Origin of the sequence: Streptomyces sp. NPDC050085, assembly GCF_044460595.1 — a bacterium.
Lineage (GTDB): Bacteria > Actinomycetota > Actinomycetes > Streptomycetales > Streptomycetaceae > Streptomyces.
The window spans coordinates 1-19,195 of sequence record NZ_JBITJZ010000010.1 but is presented as its reverse complement, the minus strand read 5'-3'; the positions used below and the strand labels follow the sequence as shown (position 1 = coordinate 19,195).

Sequence of the window (19,195 nt, the reverse complement as noted above, 5' to 3'; positions counted from 1 at the left end):
TGCCTCCCGGATCTCGTCTCGTACCCCGGGAAGCACGGGAGCACGGGAAACACGGGAAACAACGTGTGGCCGAGGGATCCGAGGGAGACACGGCATGCAGCGGCGTACGTTCATAGCGGCTTCGGCGGCACTGACAGCGGGCGCGGCGTCGGCCTGCACGGCGGGCGACGGCCACGCGGCCGCGCCCTCGTCGTCCTCAGGGTCCCCGGCGTCCTCCGGTTCCGCCCCGGCCCGCTCCACGGCCTCCGCGCAGGCGCACGCCGCGGCGAACCTGGACGCGCTCGCCAAGGACCTCGACGGCTCGCTCGTCCGCCCGGGCCAGTCCTCCTGGGCGGCGGCCCGCCAGCTCTACAACACCCGCTACGACGACCTGAGGCCGACGGCCGTCGCGTACGTCGCGGGACCGGACGACATCCGTACGACCCTCGCGTACGCCCGCGCCCGCAAGGTCCCGGTCTCGATCCGCAACGGCGGCCATTCGTACGCCGGTTGGTCCTCCGGCGACGGCCGCCTGGTCCTCGACGTGTCCCGCATGAAGTCGGTCCGCGTCTCGGGCGGCACGGCGGTGGTCGGCGCGGGCGCCAAGCTCATCGACGTCTACCGGGCGCTCGCGGCCAAGGGCGTCACGATCCCGGCGGGCTCGTGCCCCACCGTCGGCGTCTCCGGCCTGACCCTCGGCGGCGGCCACGGCGTGGTCTCGCGGGCGTACGGCCTGACCTGCGACAGCCTCACGCAGGCCACGCTGATCACGGCGGACGGCAAGGAGCTGACCGCCAACTCCTCGACGAACAAGGACCTGTTCTGGGCCCTGCGAGGCGCGGGCAACGGACAGTTCGGCGTGGTCACGGAGCTCCGCTTCAAGACGCACCCCGCGCCCCAGGCGGTGACCGCCTACATGTCGTGGCCGTGGTCGAAGGCCGCGACCGTCCTCAAGGCCTGGCAGAAGTGGGGCCCGGAGCAGCCGGACGAGATCTGGTCCTCGTTCCACCTCGCGAACGCGGCGGGCGGCCGCCCCACGATCTCGGTGGCCGCCTTCTCCCTCGGCACGTACACGGAGCTGCAGAACGCGGTGGACCGCCTGGCCGACGGCCCCGGCGGCCCGGGCCCGGCCACCTCGGTCTCGCTGCGCCGGCGCTCGTACGAGGAGGCGATGGAGATCTACGCGGGCTGCTCGGCGTTCTCCACCGACGCCCAGTGCCACCTGCCGGGCGCCACCCCCGGCCGCTCCCCGCAGGGCGCGCTGCAGCGCGAGACGTACGCGGCGCACTCGGACTTCTTTGACCGCTCGCTCTCGGACGCGGGGGTGCGCGCGCTGCTCAAGCAGCTCGAGACGGTGACGGCGGGCGCGGGCTCGGTGGCCCTCACGGCGCTCGGCGGCGCGATCAACCGGGTCGACCCGACGGCGACGGCGTTCGTGCACCGCCGCTCGCGGATGCTCGCGCAGTACATCGTGTCGTGGCGGCCCGGCACGTCCGGCACCTCGGCCCGAGCGTGGCTGAAAAAGGCGCACGACGCGATGGGCCCGTACGCATCCGGCGCGGCCTACCAGAACTACACGGACGCGACGCTGACGAACTGGAAGCAGGCGTACTACGGCGACGCGGCCGACCGCCTGACGAAGCTGAAGCACCAATACGACCCGTCAGGCTTCTTCGACTTCCCCCAAGCCCTGTAGGGCCGGAGACAACCCCAACGGCCCTGCGGGCTACCCCACTCGGCGCACCCGACACGCCCTCAGGTGGCCCGGCCCCGGGCCGCGGGTTGACCTGAACACATGAACAAGCCCCGAATAGCCGCAGCCACCGCAGCCACCGCCGCGATCCTCACCGTCGGCGCCGCCGCGGCCTCCGCCCTGGCCGACGGTTCGGCCCACCCCGAGGCGGGCCTGCTGGCCACCGCCTCGGCCACGATCGCCCTCGCGTCCGGCGCCGCGGGATACAGCCTGTCCCGCAGCGGAGCGACTACGCGGCCAGGTCCCGTTCCTCGTCACCCGGCTCCGACTCCGACTCCGACGACTCCCGAGCGCCAGGCAGCCCCACCGCTCCGCGAGCCGGCGGCACAGCCCTAGGCGACCACACCAGCCACGCGACGCGGGACCGCCCGACCGCCTTGGCCAGCGGCGTGAGCAGCGCCGACGCGAGCGGCGACAGCAGCAGCGCCACGGCCGTGCCGAGGGCGAACCCGCCGATGACGTCGGTCGGATAGTGCACGCCCATGAAGACGCGGCAGAACCCTTCGAGCACGGCGAGCCCGATCGCGGCGAGCCCCAGCTTCCGGTTGGCGACGAAGAGCGCGGCGCCCATGGCCATCGCGAGGGTCGCGTGGTCGCTGACGAAGGAGAAGTCGTTCTTACCGGAGATCAGGACGGTCAGCCCGTCATGGTCCTTGAAGGGACGGGGTCGCTCGACGAAGGACCGGATCGGCACGTTCACCAGGACGGCCAGGCCCGCGGCGAGCGGCGCCCACACGACGGCGGCGACGGACGAGGCGGCGTCATCAAGGGCGCCCCGCTTCCGGGCCCCCCACCAGCACCACAGCGCGACCAGCACGAGGCCTAGCAGGATCCCGTACTCACCGACGAACTCCATGCCGCGGTCGAACCAGCGCGGGGTGTCGTCCGTCAGCCCGTTGATGTCGTAGAGCAGCGTGACGTCGGGGTTCGACCCGGAACTCTCGAGTGCCTCGAGTCCAGCCATGGTTCAGCGGCCCCTTCGTCGTCGCGTCTTACGTCAGCCACCCCCGTGGTTGTTTCCGGTCCATGAGCAGGAACGCACAGACCCACTCTCTACGTTCCACACTCCACCGAATGATCACGCAGACGTTATCGAAGAGAGACACAAACCCGCAGCTCAGGGCCAGGCCTTAACGGAGAGTTCAAGCCACGTCACACTTCGGGCGAGGCGGTCGGAAGGGCCTTGGCACCGTCCTCGGTGACCCGGGTCGCACCGAAGTAGTCGGGGGTGTCGATGGGGTCGAACCGGATGACGGCCCCCGGCCGAGGCGCATCGATCATGTACCCGCCTCCCACGTACAGCCCCACGTGCCGAATGGCACGACTGTTGCTGAGGTCGTCGGAGAAGAAGACGAGATCCCCCGGCAGCAGCTCGTCCCGCTTCGGATGCGGCCCGGCGTTGTACTGGTCGTTGGCGACCCGCGGCAGCTCGATCCCCACGGTCTCGTACGCGGCCTTGGTCAGCCCGGAGCAGTCGAACCGCCCGCCCTGGTCGGCGGTCCCGTTCCCACCCCACAGGTACTCGGTCCCCAGCTTCTTCTGCGCGTAATAGATGGCCGCGGCGGCCTGCCGAGAGGGCTGCACGCGCCCGACCGGCCGGGCGAAGCTCTTCTCCAGGGTCGTGATGGTCTTCACGTAGTTCTGGGTCTCGCGATAGGGCGGCACGCCCTTGTACTTGATGACGGCGTAGGCACCGGCGTTGTAAGCGGCCAGCATGTTCTTGGTCTGGTCGCCGGGCGCGTCCTTCACGTACTTGGCGAGCTCGCAGTCGTACGAGGCGGCGGACGGGATGGCGTCGTTCGGGTCCCAGATGTCCCGGTCCCCGTCCCCGTCCCCGTCGACGCCGTGCGTGGCCCAGGTCCCGCTGATGAACTGTGCGATGCCGTACGCCTTGGCGGGACTCGTCGCCTTCGGGTTGAAGCCGCTCTCCTGGTAGAGCTGCGCGGCGAGCAGGGCGGGGTTGATGGCGGGGCAGAGATTGCCCCACTTCTGCACGAGCGACTGGTAGGCGGCGGGCACGGCCCCCTTGGCGAGCCCGACGGCCCCCTGCCCCACCCCATTGGTCAGGCTCCCGGCCGCCATGTAGGTGCCCACGACGAGCAGCGTCACGAACCCGGTCCCCCCGGCGACGCCCGCACCCGCGACGATCCACGTCTTACGCACCGTCAACCGCCCTTCGCCGCAGGGGAGTACACCGGGCCACAGTGTAGGCGGGGGCCCGGCCGGGGACGGGTCTACCTTGTCCGTGGAAGTTGCCCCTGGCCGACGACGGAGAACCATGTCCGACATCCCCACCGACCTGAACTGGACCCGCGCCGCCCCCGAGGGCGCCGAGGGCCCGGGCCCCTGGATCGAAATCGCCTTCGGCGCGGGCGACTTGGTCCACCTGCGCGAGACCTCCGACCCCGGCACCGTCGTCACGACGACCCGGAGGAAATGGGAGGCGTTCGTACTCGGTGTACAAGCAGGCGAATTCGACCACTTCGTGGAGGGGCTCGAGACATGAGGGTCACGGCTGAGCCGTTCATTGCTCCATGTAATCGCCCGTGATACACAGAGTGACCTTACGTTTCTTCGTATACGGATCCGTCCCACCGGCATCCCTACGGAGAAACTCGGCCAACGAATGGCGCCAAGTCGGCAGGCATGGGCGACGTTCTGAGGAAGAATAGGCCTGACCTCTGCGCTGCGGCGGGGGCGACAGAACTACCCACTTGGGGCGGTGAGTTACACATGCTGCTGGCAGCCGAAAAGGGCGACATCACGACCATCATCGGCGGGATCGCCCCCGACTGGGGCCCGTTCGGGAGCCTGGGCAACGAGGCACGCGTGATGATCGAGGTGGTGATGGCGGTGGCCATCCTGCTCTGCCTCGGCATCGCGATCTGGGGCGCCGCCAAGCAACGGATCGGGGCGACGGCCCTGCGCGACACCTTCAGCGCCGAACAGGGCAAGGGCCTGATCATCGCGGGCCTGACCGGCGTCTTCATCATCGGTTCGCTCGGCACGCTGTTCACGATCGTGTACGGCATGGCCGTCTAGCCCCCGGGTCCGTCCGGTCTCCCACCTCAGTCCCGGCCCGTCCCCGTCCTGCCCGACTCCCTAGTCCCCGCTCGCTCTTGCGCCCCATGGCTGAGGTCCCGTGTCCCTGATGTCCAGTCACCACACCACGCCCCCAGGCGAACCAGGGCGGCTACCGTCGTACGCGGAGAAGTACGCGGAGATGCACGCGCGGGGCTTGAGGGGGCGAACCCGAGATGAGTCTTGACGGTCGGCACAGCGACGACGACGTCTACGGCGGCACCGGCCAGACCCGGACGCGGCTGCCCGAGGGCTCGGGCAGCGACGTGTACGGGGGCGCGCGCAGATCGGGCCGCACGTCGTCCCGTTCCCTGGTCACCGTGGTCGGGGTCGTGGTCCTCCTCATCGCGGCGATCGCCTTCGCGAACCGGGGTGGCGACGACGGTTCCTCCGGCGACAACGGGAGCGCGGGGTCCCGGGCCGGTTCGTCCCCCACGGCCCCGACCGGCACGAAGCCGGTCGGTTCAGGGTTCGCGCATGATGAGCAGGGTGTTCAGTCGGCGGCGGCGAATTACGCGGTGCAGTTGGGCTCCGCCGACATGTTCGACAAGACCAAGCGGGACCGGGTCGTCGACGCCGTCTATACGCCGTCGACAGCAGCCGCCCGCAGGGGTGACCTCGACAAGGTGTACTCCGACGAAGCCTTCCTGACGAGCATCGGCCTCAACAAGGACGGCACCGCGCCGAGCGGCACCACGTTCGTCTCCCGCATCATCCCGGTCGGTACGAAGACGACCGCGTTCCAGGGCGACACCGCGACCGTCTCGATCTGGTACTCGTCCCTGTTCGGCCTGGCCGGTGAAGGCACCAAGAATCCGGTGTCCGAGAGCTGGTACACGAATAGCTACCGGATGCGCTGGGTCAACGGTGACTGGAAGGTGGAGGACTTCACGCAGAAGGACGGCCCAGTCCCGGTCGGCCGCGACCAACGGGCCTCGACGGCCGACGACATGGCGAAGGCCGTGGAGGAGTACGGAGGCTTCACCTATGCCCGCTAGCCGCCGGCGCCGCACCCTCACCCTCGCCGCAACTGTCACCGCCGTTCAGACCACAGCGGTGCTGCTCGCGACCCGGGCGTTCGCCGCGCCCACTCCCACCCCCTCCAGCGATCCCTGCGACCTCATCCGCGGCCCCGCCAAGGCGTACTGCCAGCGCGACGACAAGGGCTCCGGTTCCACCGGCGGCACCACCGGCGGGAACATGCCCCCCGGCACCGAGAACCCCCTCGACCCCCTGTCCAGCCTCGCCAAGGGCTGTGCCGACGCCGCGTCATGGACCGTCGACAAGCTCAGTGAGGCCGTGCAGAAGACGGCCGAAGTCGACTTCACCAACCAGAAGTTCCTGCAGCAGTACGCCGTGGTGTTCGCCGCGTCGACCGTCCTGACCATCCTGCTGTGGCTGCTCGCCGTGGCCAAGCGCGCCGTGCGGGGCGTCCCGCTGAGCACCGCGCTGTCCGAGGCCGTCGGATTCCTCTGGCTGACCGTCCTCGCCTCCGCGTTCACCCCGCTCATCCTGTACACGGTCGTCTCCGCCACGGACGGCGTCACAGACGTACTCGCGAAGGCGACCGGCAATCAGACGGACACGTTCTTCGGGACGTTCTCGCAGGCCCTCAAGCAGGGCAACGACATCGGCGGCGGCCCGATCATGCTGATCGTCGTGTCGCTCGTGTCGATCATCGCGGCCGGGGTGCTGTACCTCGAGCTCTATCTCCGCGCCGTCCTGCTCTACGTGGGCGCGCTGCTCGGCGTCGTCGTGTACTCGGGCCTCGTCGACAAGAACCTGTGGGGCCATGTCCGCCGCTGGGTCGGGATCATGGTCGCCGTCATCCTCGTGAAACCCGTCATCGTGATCGTGCTGGGTCTCGCCGGAGCGCTGTCGACCAGCAGCGGCGGGCCCGATTCGCTGGCCGCCGTGGTGTCCGGGCTCGCCATCGTCCTGCTGGCCATCTTCGCGAGCGGCATGATCTACCGCTTCGTCCCGGGCTTCGGCGACGAGATGGCCAACGTACGCAAGAACCGGATCATGCAGGGCGCCGAGGGCAAGGCCGCGGCCGTCATCTCCTCGCCCGCCTCACTCGTCTCGCAGGGCATCAAGACCCACAGCAGCCGTTCGGACAGCGGGGGTTCGGGCAACAACGGCGGCGCGTCCCAGGGCCGCCCGGCCAACCCCGTGTCCGGCGGCGTGGCCGCGCACAGCAGTCGCCCGGCCGCCTCAGGGGGCGGCGGCGGAACTGTCCCCTCCGCCGCACCCCCGCCCCGCACCAGCCCCACGAACACCCCGCACGCGAGCCGCGGCCGCGGGGGCGACACGAGTAGCAACGGCAACAGGCAAGGAGGTGCAGGGCGTTGACGACCCAGTCCCATGTGTCCCCACAGGTCACGCCCCGCCGTACATATCTGATCGGCCGGGCCCGGCCGAACGCGATCGTCGGCAGGAACCGCGAGTCCGGCGAGCTCGCACTGATCATCGGCGGTGCCTTCCTCGGCATGATGTGCGGGCTCCTCGTGCCCGTACTGTCCCTGCGCATCGTGCTGCTCATGGGCTTTCCGCTGCTCGCCCTGGCCGCGGTCTACATCCCGTACAAGCACCGCACCTTCTACAAGTGGTTCGAGATCAACCGGAGTTACAAGCGGCAGCTGAAGCGCGGCTCCGCCTACCGGTCCCGCACCATGGAGGCCGGCACGCGGTTCGACGGGCGCGAGGTCGAGATCGGGCCGCCGCCCGGGATCGGCCGGCTGACCTGGCTCGCCGCTCCCTTCGGGCCCGACGAGATCGCCGTGCTGCTGCACGCCGACCGGCGGACCGTGACGGCCGCCATCGAGATCGAGGGTCCGGGCGTCGGCCTGCGCGACTCGGAGGACCAGGAAGCGCTCGTCGACCGCTTCGGGACACTGCTGAAGCACGTGGCCAACGGGGACGGGTTCGTGACCCGCCTCCAGATGCTCGCCCGTACGCTGCCCGCCGACCCGGACGCGCACGCCAAGGACGTGGCCGTACGCGGCGACGACCGCTCGCTCGGCTGGCTGCAGGAGTCGTACGACCAGCTGCAGTCCATGGTGTCGACCAGCAGCGAGCAGCACCGGGCCTATCTGGTGGCGTGCATGCACTTCACGCGCGAGCTCGCCGCCGAGGCCAACGCCATGGCGCGCGCCTCACGCCCCAAGGCCGGCAAGAAGGTCGACCGGGACGCCGGGCTCGCCGTCGTCATGGCGCGTGAACTGACCGACATCTGCTCGCGGTTGCAGGAAGCCGACATCCGCGTACGGCAGCCGCTCGGGCAGGGGCGGCTGGCCTCCCTCATCCACTCCATGTACGACCCGGACCACCCCATCGACCACATCCAGGCGATGACCAAGCGCAATGCGTGGCCCGCCGAGCTGGACGCGATGGAGCCGACCTATCTGCAGGCGAAGACGCGCGAGTCGTCGACGCGTGCGCCCTGGTGCCACGCCACGGCCTGGGTCAAGGAGTGGCCGATGACACCGGTCGGCGTCAACTTCCTCGCTCCGCTCCTCGTTCACACCCCGGACGTCATCCGGACCGTCGCCGTCACGATGGACCTCGAACCCACCGAGATCGCCATCGAGCGCATGCTGACCGAGAAGACGAACGACGAGGCGGAGGCGTCCCGCGCCGCCAAGATGAACCGGACCGTCGACCCGCGCGACATCGCCGCCCACGGCCGTCTCGACCAGCGCGGCGAGGACCTGGCGAGCGGCGCGGCAGGCGTCAACCTCGTCGGGTACATCACCGTCTCGTCCCGCAACCCGGACGCGCTCGCCCGCGACAAGCGCACCATCCGTGCCTCGGCAGGCAAGTCGTATCTGAAGCTGGAGTGGTGCGATCGTGAGCACCACCGGGCGTTCGTGAACACGTTGCCGTTCGCCACCGGCATCCGACGGTAGTCCCGTGGTCCTCATGTTTCACAAGGCCAGAAGGTAGGCGCTGCACATGCGGGATCCGTTGTCCCTCCTCACGGACGCCTTCACCTCCTTCCTGTTCGGAAAGGTGGAGACGACCCGGCTGCCCGTGCGTACGTCGACGGGCCAGGCCCAGGCCGTCTACCTGCCCACCGCCGCACCCGGACTCGGTGACTCCGGCGTGATCATCGGGCGCGAGGTCTACTCGGGCAAGGGCTACATCTACGACCCCTTCCAGCTGTACGGACAGCAGCTCCCGGCCCCCCACTGGCTGGTGCTCGGCGAGTCCGGCAACGGCAAGTCCGCCCTCGAAAAGACTTACGTGCTGCGGCAGTTGAGGTTCCGTGACCGGCAGGTCGTCGTCCTCGACGCGCAGGGTGAGGACGGGGTCGGCGAGTGGAACCTCATCGCGCAGGAGCTGGGGATAACTCCCATCCGGCTCGACCCGACCGCCGCCCTCGACATGGGGATCCGCCTCAACCCGCTCGACCCGGCGATCACGACGACGGGCCAGCTCGCGCTGCTCCGCACGATCATCGAGGTCGCGATGGGCCACGGCCTCGACGAGCGCTCCGGCTTCGCGCTCAAGGTCGCGCACGCCTACGTCAACGAGACGTTCGTCGAGCGGCAGCCCGTCCTCACCGACATCGTCGAGCAACTGCGCCACCCGGAACCGGAGTCGGCCGAGGCGATGAACGTCGCCATAGAGGACGTACGCGCCTGGGGACTCGACGTCGCTCTCGTCCTCGACCGGCTCGTCGACGGCGACCTGCGCGGCATGTTCGACGGCCCGACGACGGTCGGCATCGACCTCGACGCGCCCCTCATCGTCTTCGACCTCTCCCACATCGACCGCAACTCCATCGCCATGCCCATCCTGATGGCGATCGTCGGCGTCTGGCTCGAACACACCTGGATCCGCCCCGACCGCAAGAAGCGCATCTTCCTCGTCGAAGAGGCGTGGCACATCATCAACTCCCCTTTCGTGGCGCAGCTGTTCCAGCGCCTGCTGAAGTTCGGGCGCCGGCTCGGCCTGTCCTTCGTGGCGGTCGTCCACCACCTGTCCGACGTGGTCGACGGGGCGGCGGCCAAGGAGGCGGCCGCGATCCTCAAGATGGCCTCCACGCGGACGATCTACGCCCAGAAGGCGGACGAGGCACGGGCCACGGGACGGGTGTTGGGCCTGCCCAGATGGGCCGTCGAGATCATCCCCACGCTCACGCCCGGCATCGCCGTCTGGGACGTCAACGGCAACGTCCAAGTGGTCAAACACCTGGTCACCGAGACGGAACGGCCACTGGTCTTCACCGACCGCGCCATGACCGAGTCGTCCGCCGAGACGCTCGGTGACGATGCCCTGTACGCCGCCGAGTTGGAGGCCGAGGAGCGGGCGGCTGCCTTCGTCGAGCAGCGGCTGAGCGACTCGTCCGAGTCCACGGTGGCGTGACGATGCGCGATGAACGGCGTTACCGGGAGGAGCGCGGCCGGGGCGTCCCCGACAGCCTCCTGGTCGGCGTCCTGGCGTTCCTGCTGGGCATGACGATCATGGTGTGGACGGCGACGGGGCTGGCGGGCCTGTTCGCCAAGGGCGCGTGGCCAGAGAACGTGACGTTCGGTCATACACCGCTGGCCATGCGGTCGTTGGTCGCCCGGCCGCACGACATCGTCGGCGCCTGGCCGAACACCCCGAAGGACGAACTCACGGGGTACGGGCTCGTCTGGGGCCTGGTCATCGGCCAGTTGATGATCCTGGTGGTGCTGGCGATCTTCGTGGCGGGGACGGTGGCGCGGTGGCGGGCGGTGAGGGCCAGGGAGCGAGAGGCGCTCCGCCAGGCCCGCGAGCACACCCCCGCCGAGCAGACACAGGTGCCTCGGGGCCGTGGGCACACCCCCGAGCAGACACAGGTGCCCCAGGAGCGCGGGCCCGTGCCGATCAGCGGCTCCGCCGCGGGGCGCGAGCAACCACGGACAACCGTCAGCGAACCCGAAGCCCCAGCCACGCAGACGCCCGCTTTCCACCCCACTGAACCCGAACCCACACCCCCGGTGACCCCCGTCCCCGCCCCGCGAGGCCCTCTCCTCCTGGGCCCCCCGTCCGACCGCCACCCCCTGGCCGTACAGGCGATCCGGGACGCCGAGGGCCCGGCCCTGGTCATCACCTCCGCCCCGGACGTGTGGGCGGAGACGAAGGACGCCCGGGCCAAGCTGGGCCCGGTCCTCCTGTACGACCCGGCGCACCTGTGCGACACCCCGGCCAGAATGCACTGGAACCCAGCAACGGGCTGCGAGGACAAGGCAATTGCGGCCACCCGCGCCACCGCACTGCTCGCCCCGATAAGGCCGACGGCCAGACTCGACTCGGCGGTGGCCGAAACCGCCGACACCCTGCTGCGCAGCTATCTGCACGCGGCCGCCGTGGACGGCAAACCGTTCCGGCACGTGCACCGCTGGGCCCAGGGCAGCCAGGTCCAGGACGCCGTACGCATCCTGCGGACGAGCCCGAAGGCGGCGTCCGGCGCCGCGGGCGAACTGGAGGCGGCACTCACCTCGCACCCCGAACGCCGCGACGTAGCACAGGAGTTGACGGCCCGCGCCCTGTCCTCGCTCTTCTCGGTCCACATCCGCGAGGCGTGCAATCCCAACCGAACTGATGCGCTCACCCTGGATTCCTTCGTCGATGAAGGGGGCACGCTTTACCTGGTGGGTGAACCCATCGAGGACCCCAAGGCGAATCCCGGCGCCATGCCGCTCCTGACGGCCCTCGCCTCGAGCGTGGTCGAGCGCGGCCGCCGCATGGCCGAAAGGTCACCCGCCGGTCGGCTCGACCCACCAATGACGTTCGTCCTGGACGACGTCGCGGCAGTGGCTCCTCTTCCCCAGCTCCCGGAGCTGCTGTCCACCGGAGCGGACCGAGGCCTGGTGACCTTGGCCCTGCTCCGGTCCCGGGAACAGGGCCGCACGCGCTGGCCGGACGCCGAACTCCCCACCGTCTAGGCCCTGTTCGAACTCCGGGCCGCCCGGACCGAGTAGAGCCTCAAGAACGTGGCGACACCGCTCTCCACGCGCGCGTCGACCTCCGCCGCCGACATCGGCACGACGCCGTAGTACGTGTCGACGGTCACGGACCCCGGCACCAACAGCATGAAGTACCGTGCCGCTTCGGCGGAGTTGGCCTTGTCTACCGCCAACAGGCCCTGCTCGCCGATCTCGACGAACCGCGCGCGCACCGCCTCGACCGTCGCGCGCGGGCCGATGCGCTGCCACTCCTCGACGACGCCCGCGGGCAGATGGTGCCCCTCGGCGATGATCTGGCGGACGAGCAGCATGTGCGCGTCGTGGTCGCCGCGCCGCCCCATCCATTCCCGGGCGAAGGCGAGCAGGTCCTTCTCCACGTCGGTGACCTTGCTCAAGTGCCGTTCGGCGATGGCGACATGGGCGGCGGTGACGGCGGCCGCGCTGTCGAGGAGTGCCTCACGGAAGAGGTTCTCCTTGCCGCCGAAGTGGTTGTAGAGGGTGCGCGTCGAGACTCCGGCCTCGGCCGCGATCTCGTCGATGCCCGCGCGCGTGTACCCCTCGCGCCCGAAGACCGTGCGCGCCCCGCGCAGCAGCGCCTGCCGCTTCTCGACCGTGCCCTTGCGCGGCGCCGCCGATTCCCGTCCCGCCATCTCGCACCTCCGTCCCGTCCAGCCTAGGCACAGAGACCTAGGTACAACGACCGTTGCACTAACTACAACCCCGGTTGTACTTTACCGGCATGGCAACCGAACCCCCGGCTTCGGCGGCCCGCGAAGTCGGCGGCAGCCGCCCCACCCCTCTCACTCGACCCACCCGCCCCACGGTCACGCTCGCCGTCGTCCTCCTCGGCATGCTCACGCTCCCCATGGCGATGTCCGGCACCACGGTGGCGCTGCCCCGCATCGGAGCCGACCTCGGCGCATCCGGCGCGACCCTGCAGTGGGTCGTCGTCGGCTACTTCCTCGCCGCGTCCTCGCTGATGCTGGTCGCCGGCTCGCTCGGCGATCTGTACGGCCGCCGCCGGATCCTCACGGCGGGCGCGGCCCTCTACACGGCGGGCACGGTCGGCTCGGCCCTCGTCGACCACATCCTGCTCCTGGACGCGGTCCGCATCGTGTCCGGCATCGGCGCCGCCGGCGTCATGGCCAGCGGCGGCTCGCTGCTCGCGGCCACCTTCACCGGGACGGCCCGCACCCGCGTCTTCGCCTCGCTCGGCACGACAGCGGGCCTCGGCCTCGCCTTCGGCCCCACCTTCTCCGGCTGGCTCGTCGACGCGGTCGGCTGGCGCGCCACCTTCCTGTCCTACGCCGCTGTGGGCACCGTCATCGTCATCGGCACCCGGCTGATGGCGGAGTCCAGGGCCGAGACCCGGCCGCGGGTCGACAAGGCGGGCGCGGCCACGTTCATCGCAGGCCTGGCCCTCGCGCTCTTCGCCGTCACCCAGGGCTCCAAGTCCGGGTGGACATCGGCCGGCACACTGCTCCCCGCGGCGGCGGCAGCGGCCCTGCTCCGCACGTTCGTCCGCGTCGAGCAGCGCCTCGTCCGCACCGGCTCGGGCCGCCCGATCCTCGATCCGCGGCTCACCCGCAACCCGGCGTTCCTCGGCTGGGCCGTCGGCTCCTTCGGCCTCGGCGCGGGCACCACCGGCGTCCTCACCTTCCTGCCCACGTACCTCCAGGGCGCAGGCGGCACGTCGGCCCGGGCCGCGGGCCTGACCCTGCTGCTGATGACCGGCCCGATCCTGGCCCTGCCGCCGCTCGGCGCCCGCCTGGTCAACCGGGGCGTGCCGGCCCGGCACCTCCTGGTCCTGTCCCTGCTCCTGATCGCCGCGGGCAACGCCTGGCTCACCACGCTCCACCCCGGCATCTCCGCCACCGCCCTGGCGGGCCCCCTGCTCACCATCGGCGCGGGCCAGGGCCTGTCCATCGGCATCATCGACGCCCAGGCCATGTCGATGGTCCCCGCATCCGAGGTCGGCATGGCCTCCGGCTTCCTCAACACGGTCCGCGGCGGCACGGGCGCCGTCATGCTCACGGCCTTCGGCGCGATCATGCTGACGGCACTCGAATCCCGCCTGGGATCAGGGGAGTTGGCGGCGCACGTCCAAGCGGGAGCGGCGGGCCACACGGCGGAGTTCACCTCGGCGTGGCGGGTGACGCTGTGGACGGTGACGGCCCTGACGACAGCACTGGCGGCACTGGTCCACCGCCTTCTGACCCCAGGGCGCACCCCCGAGCGGCCCCGAACAACCACGTGATCTACGCACACACCGATCCGGCACGTCCCACCACACCCCAGGAGCACCTCGACATGACTTCCACCCAGACCCCCCTCCGCGTAGCCATCGTCATCGGCTCGACCCGGGACGGCCGCCTCGCGCCCACGGTGGGCACCTGGTTCACCACCCAGGCCAGGACCCACGCCCCCACGACCCACTTCGACGTCATCGACCTGGCCGACCTGGCGCTCCCCGACACACACCCGGCCTGGGGCCACGAACCCACCCCGGAACAGGCCGAGTTGGCGGCCCGCGTAGCCGCCGCGGACGCCTTCGTGATCGTCACCCCGGAGTACAACCGCAGCTTCCCCGCCCACCTGAAGCACTTCATCGACCTGCACATGAAGGAGTGGAAGGCCAAGCCCGTCGGCTTCGTCTCGTACGGCGGCGTGGCGGGCGGCCTGCGCGCGGTGGAGCAACTCCGCCTGGTCTTCGCCGAGTTGCACTGCACCACGGTCCGCGACGGAGTCAGCTTCCACCGCGCGACGGCGGACCTCTTCGCCGAGGACGGCCCGGCCCACGACCCGCAGGGCGCGGCCGGCGCCGCCAAGGTCCTCCTCGACCAGCTGGACTGGTGGGCCCACGCCCTGCGCACGGCCCGCGCGGCACGACCGTACGCATAACTCCGCGTCCGGGGATCTGAAGAGCCAGTGACCTAAAGAGACGTAAGCACCATCTCGTAGTCCACCTTGGAGGGGTCGCCCGGTTCCGGGACGACCCTTCCGGTGCGGACGAACCCGAACTTCCGATAGAACGCCTCGGCCCGCGCGTTGTCCTCGTGCACATGCAGCCGCACCCGCTCGAGCCCCTCCAGCGAGAACCCCCACGCACTGGCCGCGGTGAACAGCGCCTCGGTCACCCCGCACCCCCGCGCCTCGGGCCGCACGAACACGCCCACGAGCTGCGCCTGCCGCCGCTCGACCGGATACCCGAAGATGTCGTCGGCCCCGGCCTCCTCGACCAGCGTCACGACCGTCCCGAGCCACCGCCCGCTCTCGGCGACGGCCACGAACTGCCGCGCCGCCGTCCCGTGCGAGGCCCCGGCCGCCCGGTCCTGCCAGAACGAGTCGGGACGCTCCAGCGCCTGCTCGTACGTCTCGAGGAACGCGATCGGCGCCGCCGGATCCTGCAGCGCGTCGAGCCGCAGCTGCCTCACGTCCCGCCACTCGTCGGCCCGTACGGCCCTGACCTCGTACTTCTCATCCATGAAGCGCACCCTAAGGCCCCGTAGTACCCCGGTACTACGCCTTTTCCCCAGCTCGATGCCGCGGACGGACGCGGGCCGCCCCTGCCGCGCGGCATCTTCGTAGGCATGACGATCCGAGCCCACGGCCTCACCAAACGCTATGGCGGCAAGTCCGGCAGGACCGCCGTCGACGACCTGACCTTCACGGTCGAGCCCGGCACGATCACCGGCTTCCTCGGCCCGAACGGCGCCGGCAAGTCCACGACCCTGCGCATGCTCCTCGGCCTGGACGCCCCGACCGCAGGGCGTGCCACGATCGGCGGCCGCGCCTACGCCACCCACGCCGCCCCCCTCACCGAGGTCGGCGCGCTCCTCGAGGCCAAGGCGGTCCACCCGGGCCGCACCGCCTTCCACCACCTCATGGCCCTCGCCCACACGCACGGCATCCCGCGCTCCCGCGTCGAGCACGTCCTCGACCTCACGGGCCTGAGCGACGTGGCGGGCAAACGCGTGAAGGGCTTCTCCCTCGGCATGGGCCAGCGCCTCGGCATCGCCGCCGCCCTGCTCGGCGACCCGGCCGCGGTCGTCCTCGACGAACCCGTCAACGGCCTGGACCCCGAGGGCGTCCTGTGGATCCGCAACCTCCTCAAGTCCCTTGCCCAGCAAGGCCGTACGGTCCTGATCTCCTCGCACCTGATGAGCGAGATGGCGCTGACCGCGGACCATCTGGTGGTCATCGGCCGCGGCCGCCTCCTCGCGGACACCACGGTCGCCGACCTCGTCCGCGAATCGGGCGCCGCCTACGTCAAGGTGGTCACCCCGGAAGCCCCCCGCCTCCTCGACCTGCTGACCCGCGCGGAAGCGACGGTCGAGACCCCCGACACCCTCCACGTGCGCGGCATCGAGGCCCCGGACATCGGCCGGCTCGCCGCCACCCACGGGATCCCGCTCTTCGAACTCACCCCGCAGACCGCCTCGTTGGAGCAGGCGTTCATGAACCTCACCCACGACGAGGTCGAGTACCAGGCGACCACCGGCAAGCCCCTGACGGGAGCCGCACGATGACCACGACGACCACCCCCACCCCTACTCCCACTCCCACTCCCTACGCCGTGACGCCGCGCCGCGTCCTGCACTCGGAATGGCACAAACTCCGTACGCTGCGCTCCACTTGGTTCACCCTCGCCATCGCCTGCGCGCTGGTCATCACCGTCGGCGCCATCATGGGTTCCACCTACGACGGCGACGACTCCGAGATCGACACCATCACCTTCATCCTCCTGGGCACCCAGCTCTCCCAGATCTGCGTCGCCGTCCTCGGCATCCTGATCACGGCGGGCGAGTACTCGAACGGCATGATCCGCGCCTCGCTGACAGCCGTGCCGCGCCGTCTGCCCGTGCTGTGGTCCAAGGCGACAGTCTTCGCCACGCTCGCCTTCGCCCTCACCTTCGCGACGAACATCGTCACCTTCCTTGCCGCCCAGATCTGGCTCTCCGACACCGACAAGGCGCTGTCCCTCACCGACTCCGGCGTCCTCGGCGCCCTCGCGGGCAACGCGGCGGCCGTCACCCTGCTGAGCCTGGTCGCCCTCGCCCTCGGCGCACTGCTGCGCTCGGTCCCGGCGGGCATCGGCGCGTTCGTCGGCCTGGTCCTGATCCTGCCCGAGGTACTCGCCATGATCTCGGCGGACTTCGTCCAGGACGCCCTGCGCTACTTCCCCACGAAGGCCTCCGAGTCCCTCGGCTCGATCACACAGACCGGCGACTCCATCTCCCCGACCGCGGCCCTCATCAGCCTGATCCTGTGGGCGGCAGCAGCACTCGCGACCTCGGCCTTCCTCCTCAAGCGCCGCGACGTCTGACGCCGCACCGCCCCCGCACTGAGACCGTACGAGGACGGGGACGGGGACGAGGACGGGGATGAGGATGAGGACGGGGACGGGGACGAGGATGATGACCGGGTGACGGAACACGAACAGCCCCGCGACCCCCAACCGCTCGCCCGGTACGCCCAGCGGCTCACCGAGCGGGCCCGCGCCTTCGACCGGCGCCGCCCACTGGTCTGGGACCTGTTCCTCACCGGGTTCTTCGTCATCGCCGCCCTCATCGACTACACGGGCGGCGGCTGGCGCAACATCGCCCAGAACACCGACGTCCCCGACGCCCTCCTCCTGACCCTGAGCCTCGGCCTGTCGCTGCCCCTGCTGTGGCGCCGCACCCGCCCGCTGCCCGCGCTCGCGGCGGCCCTGGCCTTCGGCGCCGTCAACAGCTGGACGGGCGCGGTCCTCCAGGCCTCACTCCTCCAGATGCTGCTCCTCTTCAACGTCGCCCTGCGCCTCCCGCTGCGCACCCTGCTCCTCGCGTCCGCGGCGACGATGATCCCGGTGGTCATCGGCACCGTCCGCTACCCGGAGGGCAGTTGGGACCAGCAGGTCGTCCCCCAGATCTGGTCGATCGCCCTGGTCGGTCTGCTGGGCATCGCCGTCCGCAGCCGCCAGGACTACACGAACTCCCTCGTCGAACGGGCCCGCCAGCTCGAAGTCGAACGCGACCAACAGGCCCAGCTCGCCGCCGCCGCCGAACGCGCTCGGATCGCCCGCGAGATGCACGACATCATCGGCCACAACCTCTCCGTCATCACGGGCCTCGCCGACGGCGGCTCCTACGCGGCCACCCGCAACCCGGAACGAGCAGGTCAGGCCCTCACCGCCATCGCCACCACCAGCCGCCAGGCCCTCACGGAACTGCGCCGCCTACTGGACGCCACGGCAGAGCAACTCCCGCATGCCAACCCCGAGTTGACCCCCCAGCCCACGCTCACCGACCTGGACGCCCTCATCGACGGCGTCCGCACGGCAGGCCTCCCCGTCACACTCACCGACACCGGCACGCCACCCCCGCTCCCCCCGGGCACCCAGCTCGCCCTGTACCGCATCACCCAGGAAGCGCTCACCAACACCCTCAAACACGCAGGCCCGGGGGCCACGGCCACGGTCTCCTTCTCCTACGCACCCAACGCCGTGACCCTGACGATCACCGACACCGGCACGGGCGGCACTCCGACCCCCGGCGGCCGGGGCCTGACGGGAATGCGCGAGCGAACGTCCCTCTACAACGGCACACTTGAGGCGGCCCCGCACCCCGCCGGCGGCTGGCAGGTAACGGCCCACATCCCCGTCCCTGCCGTCCCTCCCGCCCCTAAGGAACCGCTCACGTGACCTCGGTCCTCATCGTCGACGACCAGCCGATGCAACGCTTCGGCTTCCGCATGCTCCTGGAGAGCCAGGACGACCTGAGCGTCGCGGGCGAAGCGGGCACCGGCACGGAAGCGGTCCGCCTGGCGGCCGAACTCCGCCCGGACGTCGTCCTGATGGACATCCGCATGCCCGGCATGGACGGCATCGAGGCCACCCGCCGCATCATCACGACGGGCACGGAGAACAACGGCCCGCGCATCCTCATCCTCACCACGTTCGACATGGACGAGTACGCGTATGCGGGCCTCCGCGCCGGCGCCTCGGGCTTCCTCATCAAGGACGCCCTCCCCGAAGAACTCCTCGCGGGAATCCGCGCGGTGGCCGCCGGCGACGCGATCGTGGCCCCGAGCCTGACCCGGCGCCTCCTCGACGCGTACGTCCACCATCTCCCGGCACCGGCCACCGCCACGGCCCCCGACCCGCGCATCGCCGCCCTCACCGACCGAGAACGCGAAATCCTCACGGTCATCGGCCAGGGCTGGACCAACTCGGAAATCGCCGAGCGCCTCCACCTCGCGGAATCGACGGTGAAGACCCATGTCTCCCGCATCCTGGCAAAGACGGGAGCGAGGGACAGGGTCCAGGCGGTCATCGTGGCATACGACGCGAAACTGGTCTCTTGAATTGCCCCCAAACGCAGAAAAGCCCCGGACCGTATCCCGGTCCGGGGCTTTCCATTCAAAAATAGTTCGGCGGCGTCCTACTCTCCCACAGGGTCCCCCC

18 protein-coding genes are annotated in these 19,195 nt (G+C 70.5%); 14 read left to right on the top strand and 4 right to left on the bottom strand.

Annotation, left to right across the window (positions count from 1 at the left end):
- The first annotated feature begins 94 nt into the window (after positions 1-94).
- Complete coding sequence (locus ACIBUY_RS30665) at positions 95-1,675, top strand: FAD-binding oxidoreductase (protein ID WP_399154333.1); 1,581 nt, start codon at positions 95-97, stop codon at positions 1,673-1,675.
- 286 nt (positions 1,676-1,961) lie between these two features.
- Here ACIBUY_RS30665 and ACIBUY_RS30660 read toward each other — a convergent pair whose 3' ends face one another.
- Positions 1,962-2,696, bottom strand: a complete 735-nt coding sequence (locus ACIBUY_RS30660) for a phosphatase PAP2 family protein (RefSeq protein WP_399154332.1) — start codon at positions 2,694-2,696, stop codon at positions 1,962-1,964.
- Positions 2,697-2,884: 188 nt separating this feature from the next.
- The gene (locus ACIBUY_RS30655; protein WP_365579230.1) at positions 2,885-3,895 is read right to left on the bottom strand and encodes a bifunctional lytic transglycosylase/C40 family peptidase; all 1,011 of its coding nucleotides are present in this window, start codon (positions 3,893-3,895) and stop codon (positions 2,885-2,887) included.
- Positions 3,896-4,010: 115 nt separating this feature from the next.
- On the opposite strand from ACIBUY_RS30655, the gene ACIBUY_RS30650 reads away from it, so the two are divergent.
- From ACIBUY_RS30650 to ACIBUY_RS30620, 7 genes are all read left to right on the top strand, one after another.
- Positions 4,011-4,238 (top strand): DUF397 domain-containing protein, encoded by a 228-nt coding sequence (locus ACIBUY_RS30650; RefSeq protein WP_365579232.1) that lies wholly within the window; start codon positions 4,011-4,013, stop codon positions 4,236-4,238.
- 227 nt (positions 4,239-4,465) lie between these two features.
- Positions 4,466-4,774: a hypothetical protein gene (locus tag ACIBUY_RS30645; protein ID WP_018527881.1), complete on the top strand. Its 309-nt coding sequence runs from the start codon at positions 4,466-4,468 to the stop codon at positions 4,772-4,774.
- A 215-nt stretch (positions 4,775-4,989) separates the two neighbouring features.
- Positions 4,990-5,811 carry a hypothetical protein gene (locus ACIBUY_RS30640; RefSeq protein ID WP_399154331.1) on the top strand — a complete coding sequence of 274 codons (822 nt, stop codon included), beginning with the start codon at positions 4,990-4,992 and terminating at the stop codon, positions 5,809-5,811.
- A complete protein-coding gene (locus tag ACIBUY_RS30635; protein ID WP_399154330.1) occupies positions 5,801-7,165 on the top strand; it encodes a hypothetical protein in 1,365 nt (454 codons plus the stop codon). Before ACIBUY_RS30640 ends, ACIBUY_RS30635 begins: the two co-directional genes overlap by 11 nt.
- A complete protein-coding gene (locus ACIBUY_RS30630; RefSeq protein WP_365579238.1) occupies positions 7,162-8,721 on the top strand; it encodes an SCO6880 family protein in 1,560 nt (519 codons plus the stop codon). Before ACIBUY_RS30635 ends, ACIBUY_RS30630 begins: the two co-directional genes overlap by 4 nt.
- A gap of 46 nt (positions 8,722-8,767) precedes the next feature.
- Positions 8,768-10,183 carry an ATP-binding protein gene (locus tag ACIBUY_RS30625; RefSeq protein WP_399154329.1) on the top strand — a complete coding sequence of 472 codons (1,416 nt, stop codon included), beginning with the start codon at positions 8,768-8,770 and terminating at the stop codon, positions 10,181-10,183.
- Positions 10,184-10,185: 2 nt separating this feature from the next.
- Positions 10,186-11,730: a TraM recognition domain-containing protein gene (locus ACIBUY_RS30620; protein ID WP_399154328.1), complete on the top strand. Its 1,545-nt coding sequence runs from the start codon at positions 10,186-10,188 to the stop codon at positions 11,728-11,730.
- Here ACIBUY_RS30620 and ACIBUY_RS30615 read toward each other — a convergent pair.
- Positions 11,727-12,401, bottom strand: coding sequence for a TetR/AcrR family transcriptional regulator (locus ACIBUY_RS30615; RefSeq protein WP_365579244.1), 675 nt, complete (start codon positions 12,399-12,401; stop codon positions 11,727-11,729). The genes ACIBUY_RS30620 and ACIBUY_RS30615 overlap by 4 nt on opposite strands.
- An 89-nt stretch (positions 12,402-12,490) precedes the next feature.
- On the opposite strand from ACIBUY_RS30615, the gene ACIBUY_RS30610 reads away from it, so the two are divergent.
- The gene (locus ACIBUY_RS30610) at positions 12,491-14,008 is read left to right on the top strand and encodes an MFS transporter (RefSeq protein ID WP_399154327.1); all 1,518 of its coding nucleotides are present in this window, start codon (positions 12,491-12,493) and stop codon (positions 14,006-14,008) included.
- Between the two features lie 53 nt (positions 14,009-14,061).
- Positions 14,062-14,652, top strand: coding sequence for an NADPH-dependent FMN reductase (locus tag ACIBUY_RS30605; protein WP_399154326.1), 591 nt, complete (start codon positions 14,062-14,064; stop codon positions 14,650-14,652).
- Positions 14,653-14,684: 32 nt separating this feature from the next.
- On the opposite strand, the gene ACIBUY_RS30600 is transcribed toward ACIBUY_RS30605, so the two are convergent.
- Positions 14,685-15,236: a GNAT family N-acetyltransferase gene (locus tag ACIBUY_RS30600; protein WP_365579250.1), complete on the bottom strand. Its 552-nt coding sequence runs from the start codon at positions 15,234-15,236 to the stop codon at positions 14,685-14,687.
- 105 nt (positions 15,237-15,341) lie between these two features.
- Between ACIBUY_RS30600 and ACIBUY_RS30595 the strand changes: the two genes are divergently transcribed.
- From ACIBUY_RS30595 to ACIBUY_RS30580, 4 genes are all read left to right on the top strand, one after another.
- Positions 15,342-16,280, top strand: a complete 939-nt coding sequence (locus ACIBUY_RS30595; RefSeq protein WP_365579252.1) for an ATP-binding cassette domain-containing protein — start codon at positions 15,342-15,344, stop codon at positions 16,278-16,280.
- Positions 16,277-17,077, top strand: a complete 801-nt coding sequence (locus tag ACIBUY_RS30590; protein WP_399154325.1) for an ABC transporter permease — start codon at positions 16,277-16,279, stop codon at positions 17,075-17,077. Before ACIBUY_RS30595 ends, ACIBUY_RS30590 begins: the two co-directional genes overlap by 4 nt.
- Before the next feature lie 99 nt (positions 17,078-17,176).
- Positions 17,177-18,433, top strand: coding sequence for a sensor histidine kinase (locus ACIBUY_RS30585; protein ID WP_399154324.1), 1,257 nt, complete (start codon positions 17,177-17,179; stop codon positions 18,431-18,433).
- On the top strand, positions 18,430-19,095 hold the full coding sequence (locus tag ACIBUY_RS30580; protein WP_365579258.1) for a response regulator transcription factor: 666 nt from the start codon (positions 18,430-18,432) through the stop codon (positions 19,093-19,095). Before ACIBUY_RS30585 ends, ACIBUY_RS30580 begins: the two co-directional genes overlap by 4 nt.
- The last annotated feature ends 100 nt before the right edge of the window (positions 19,096-19,195 follow it).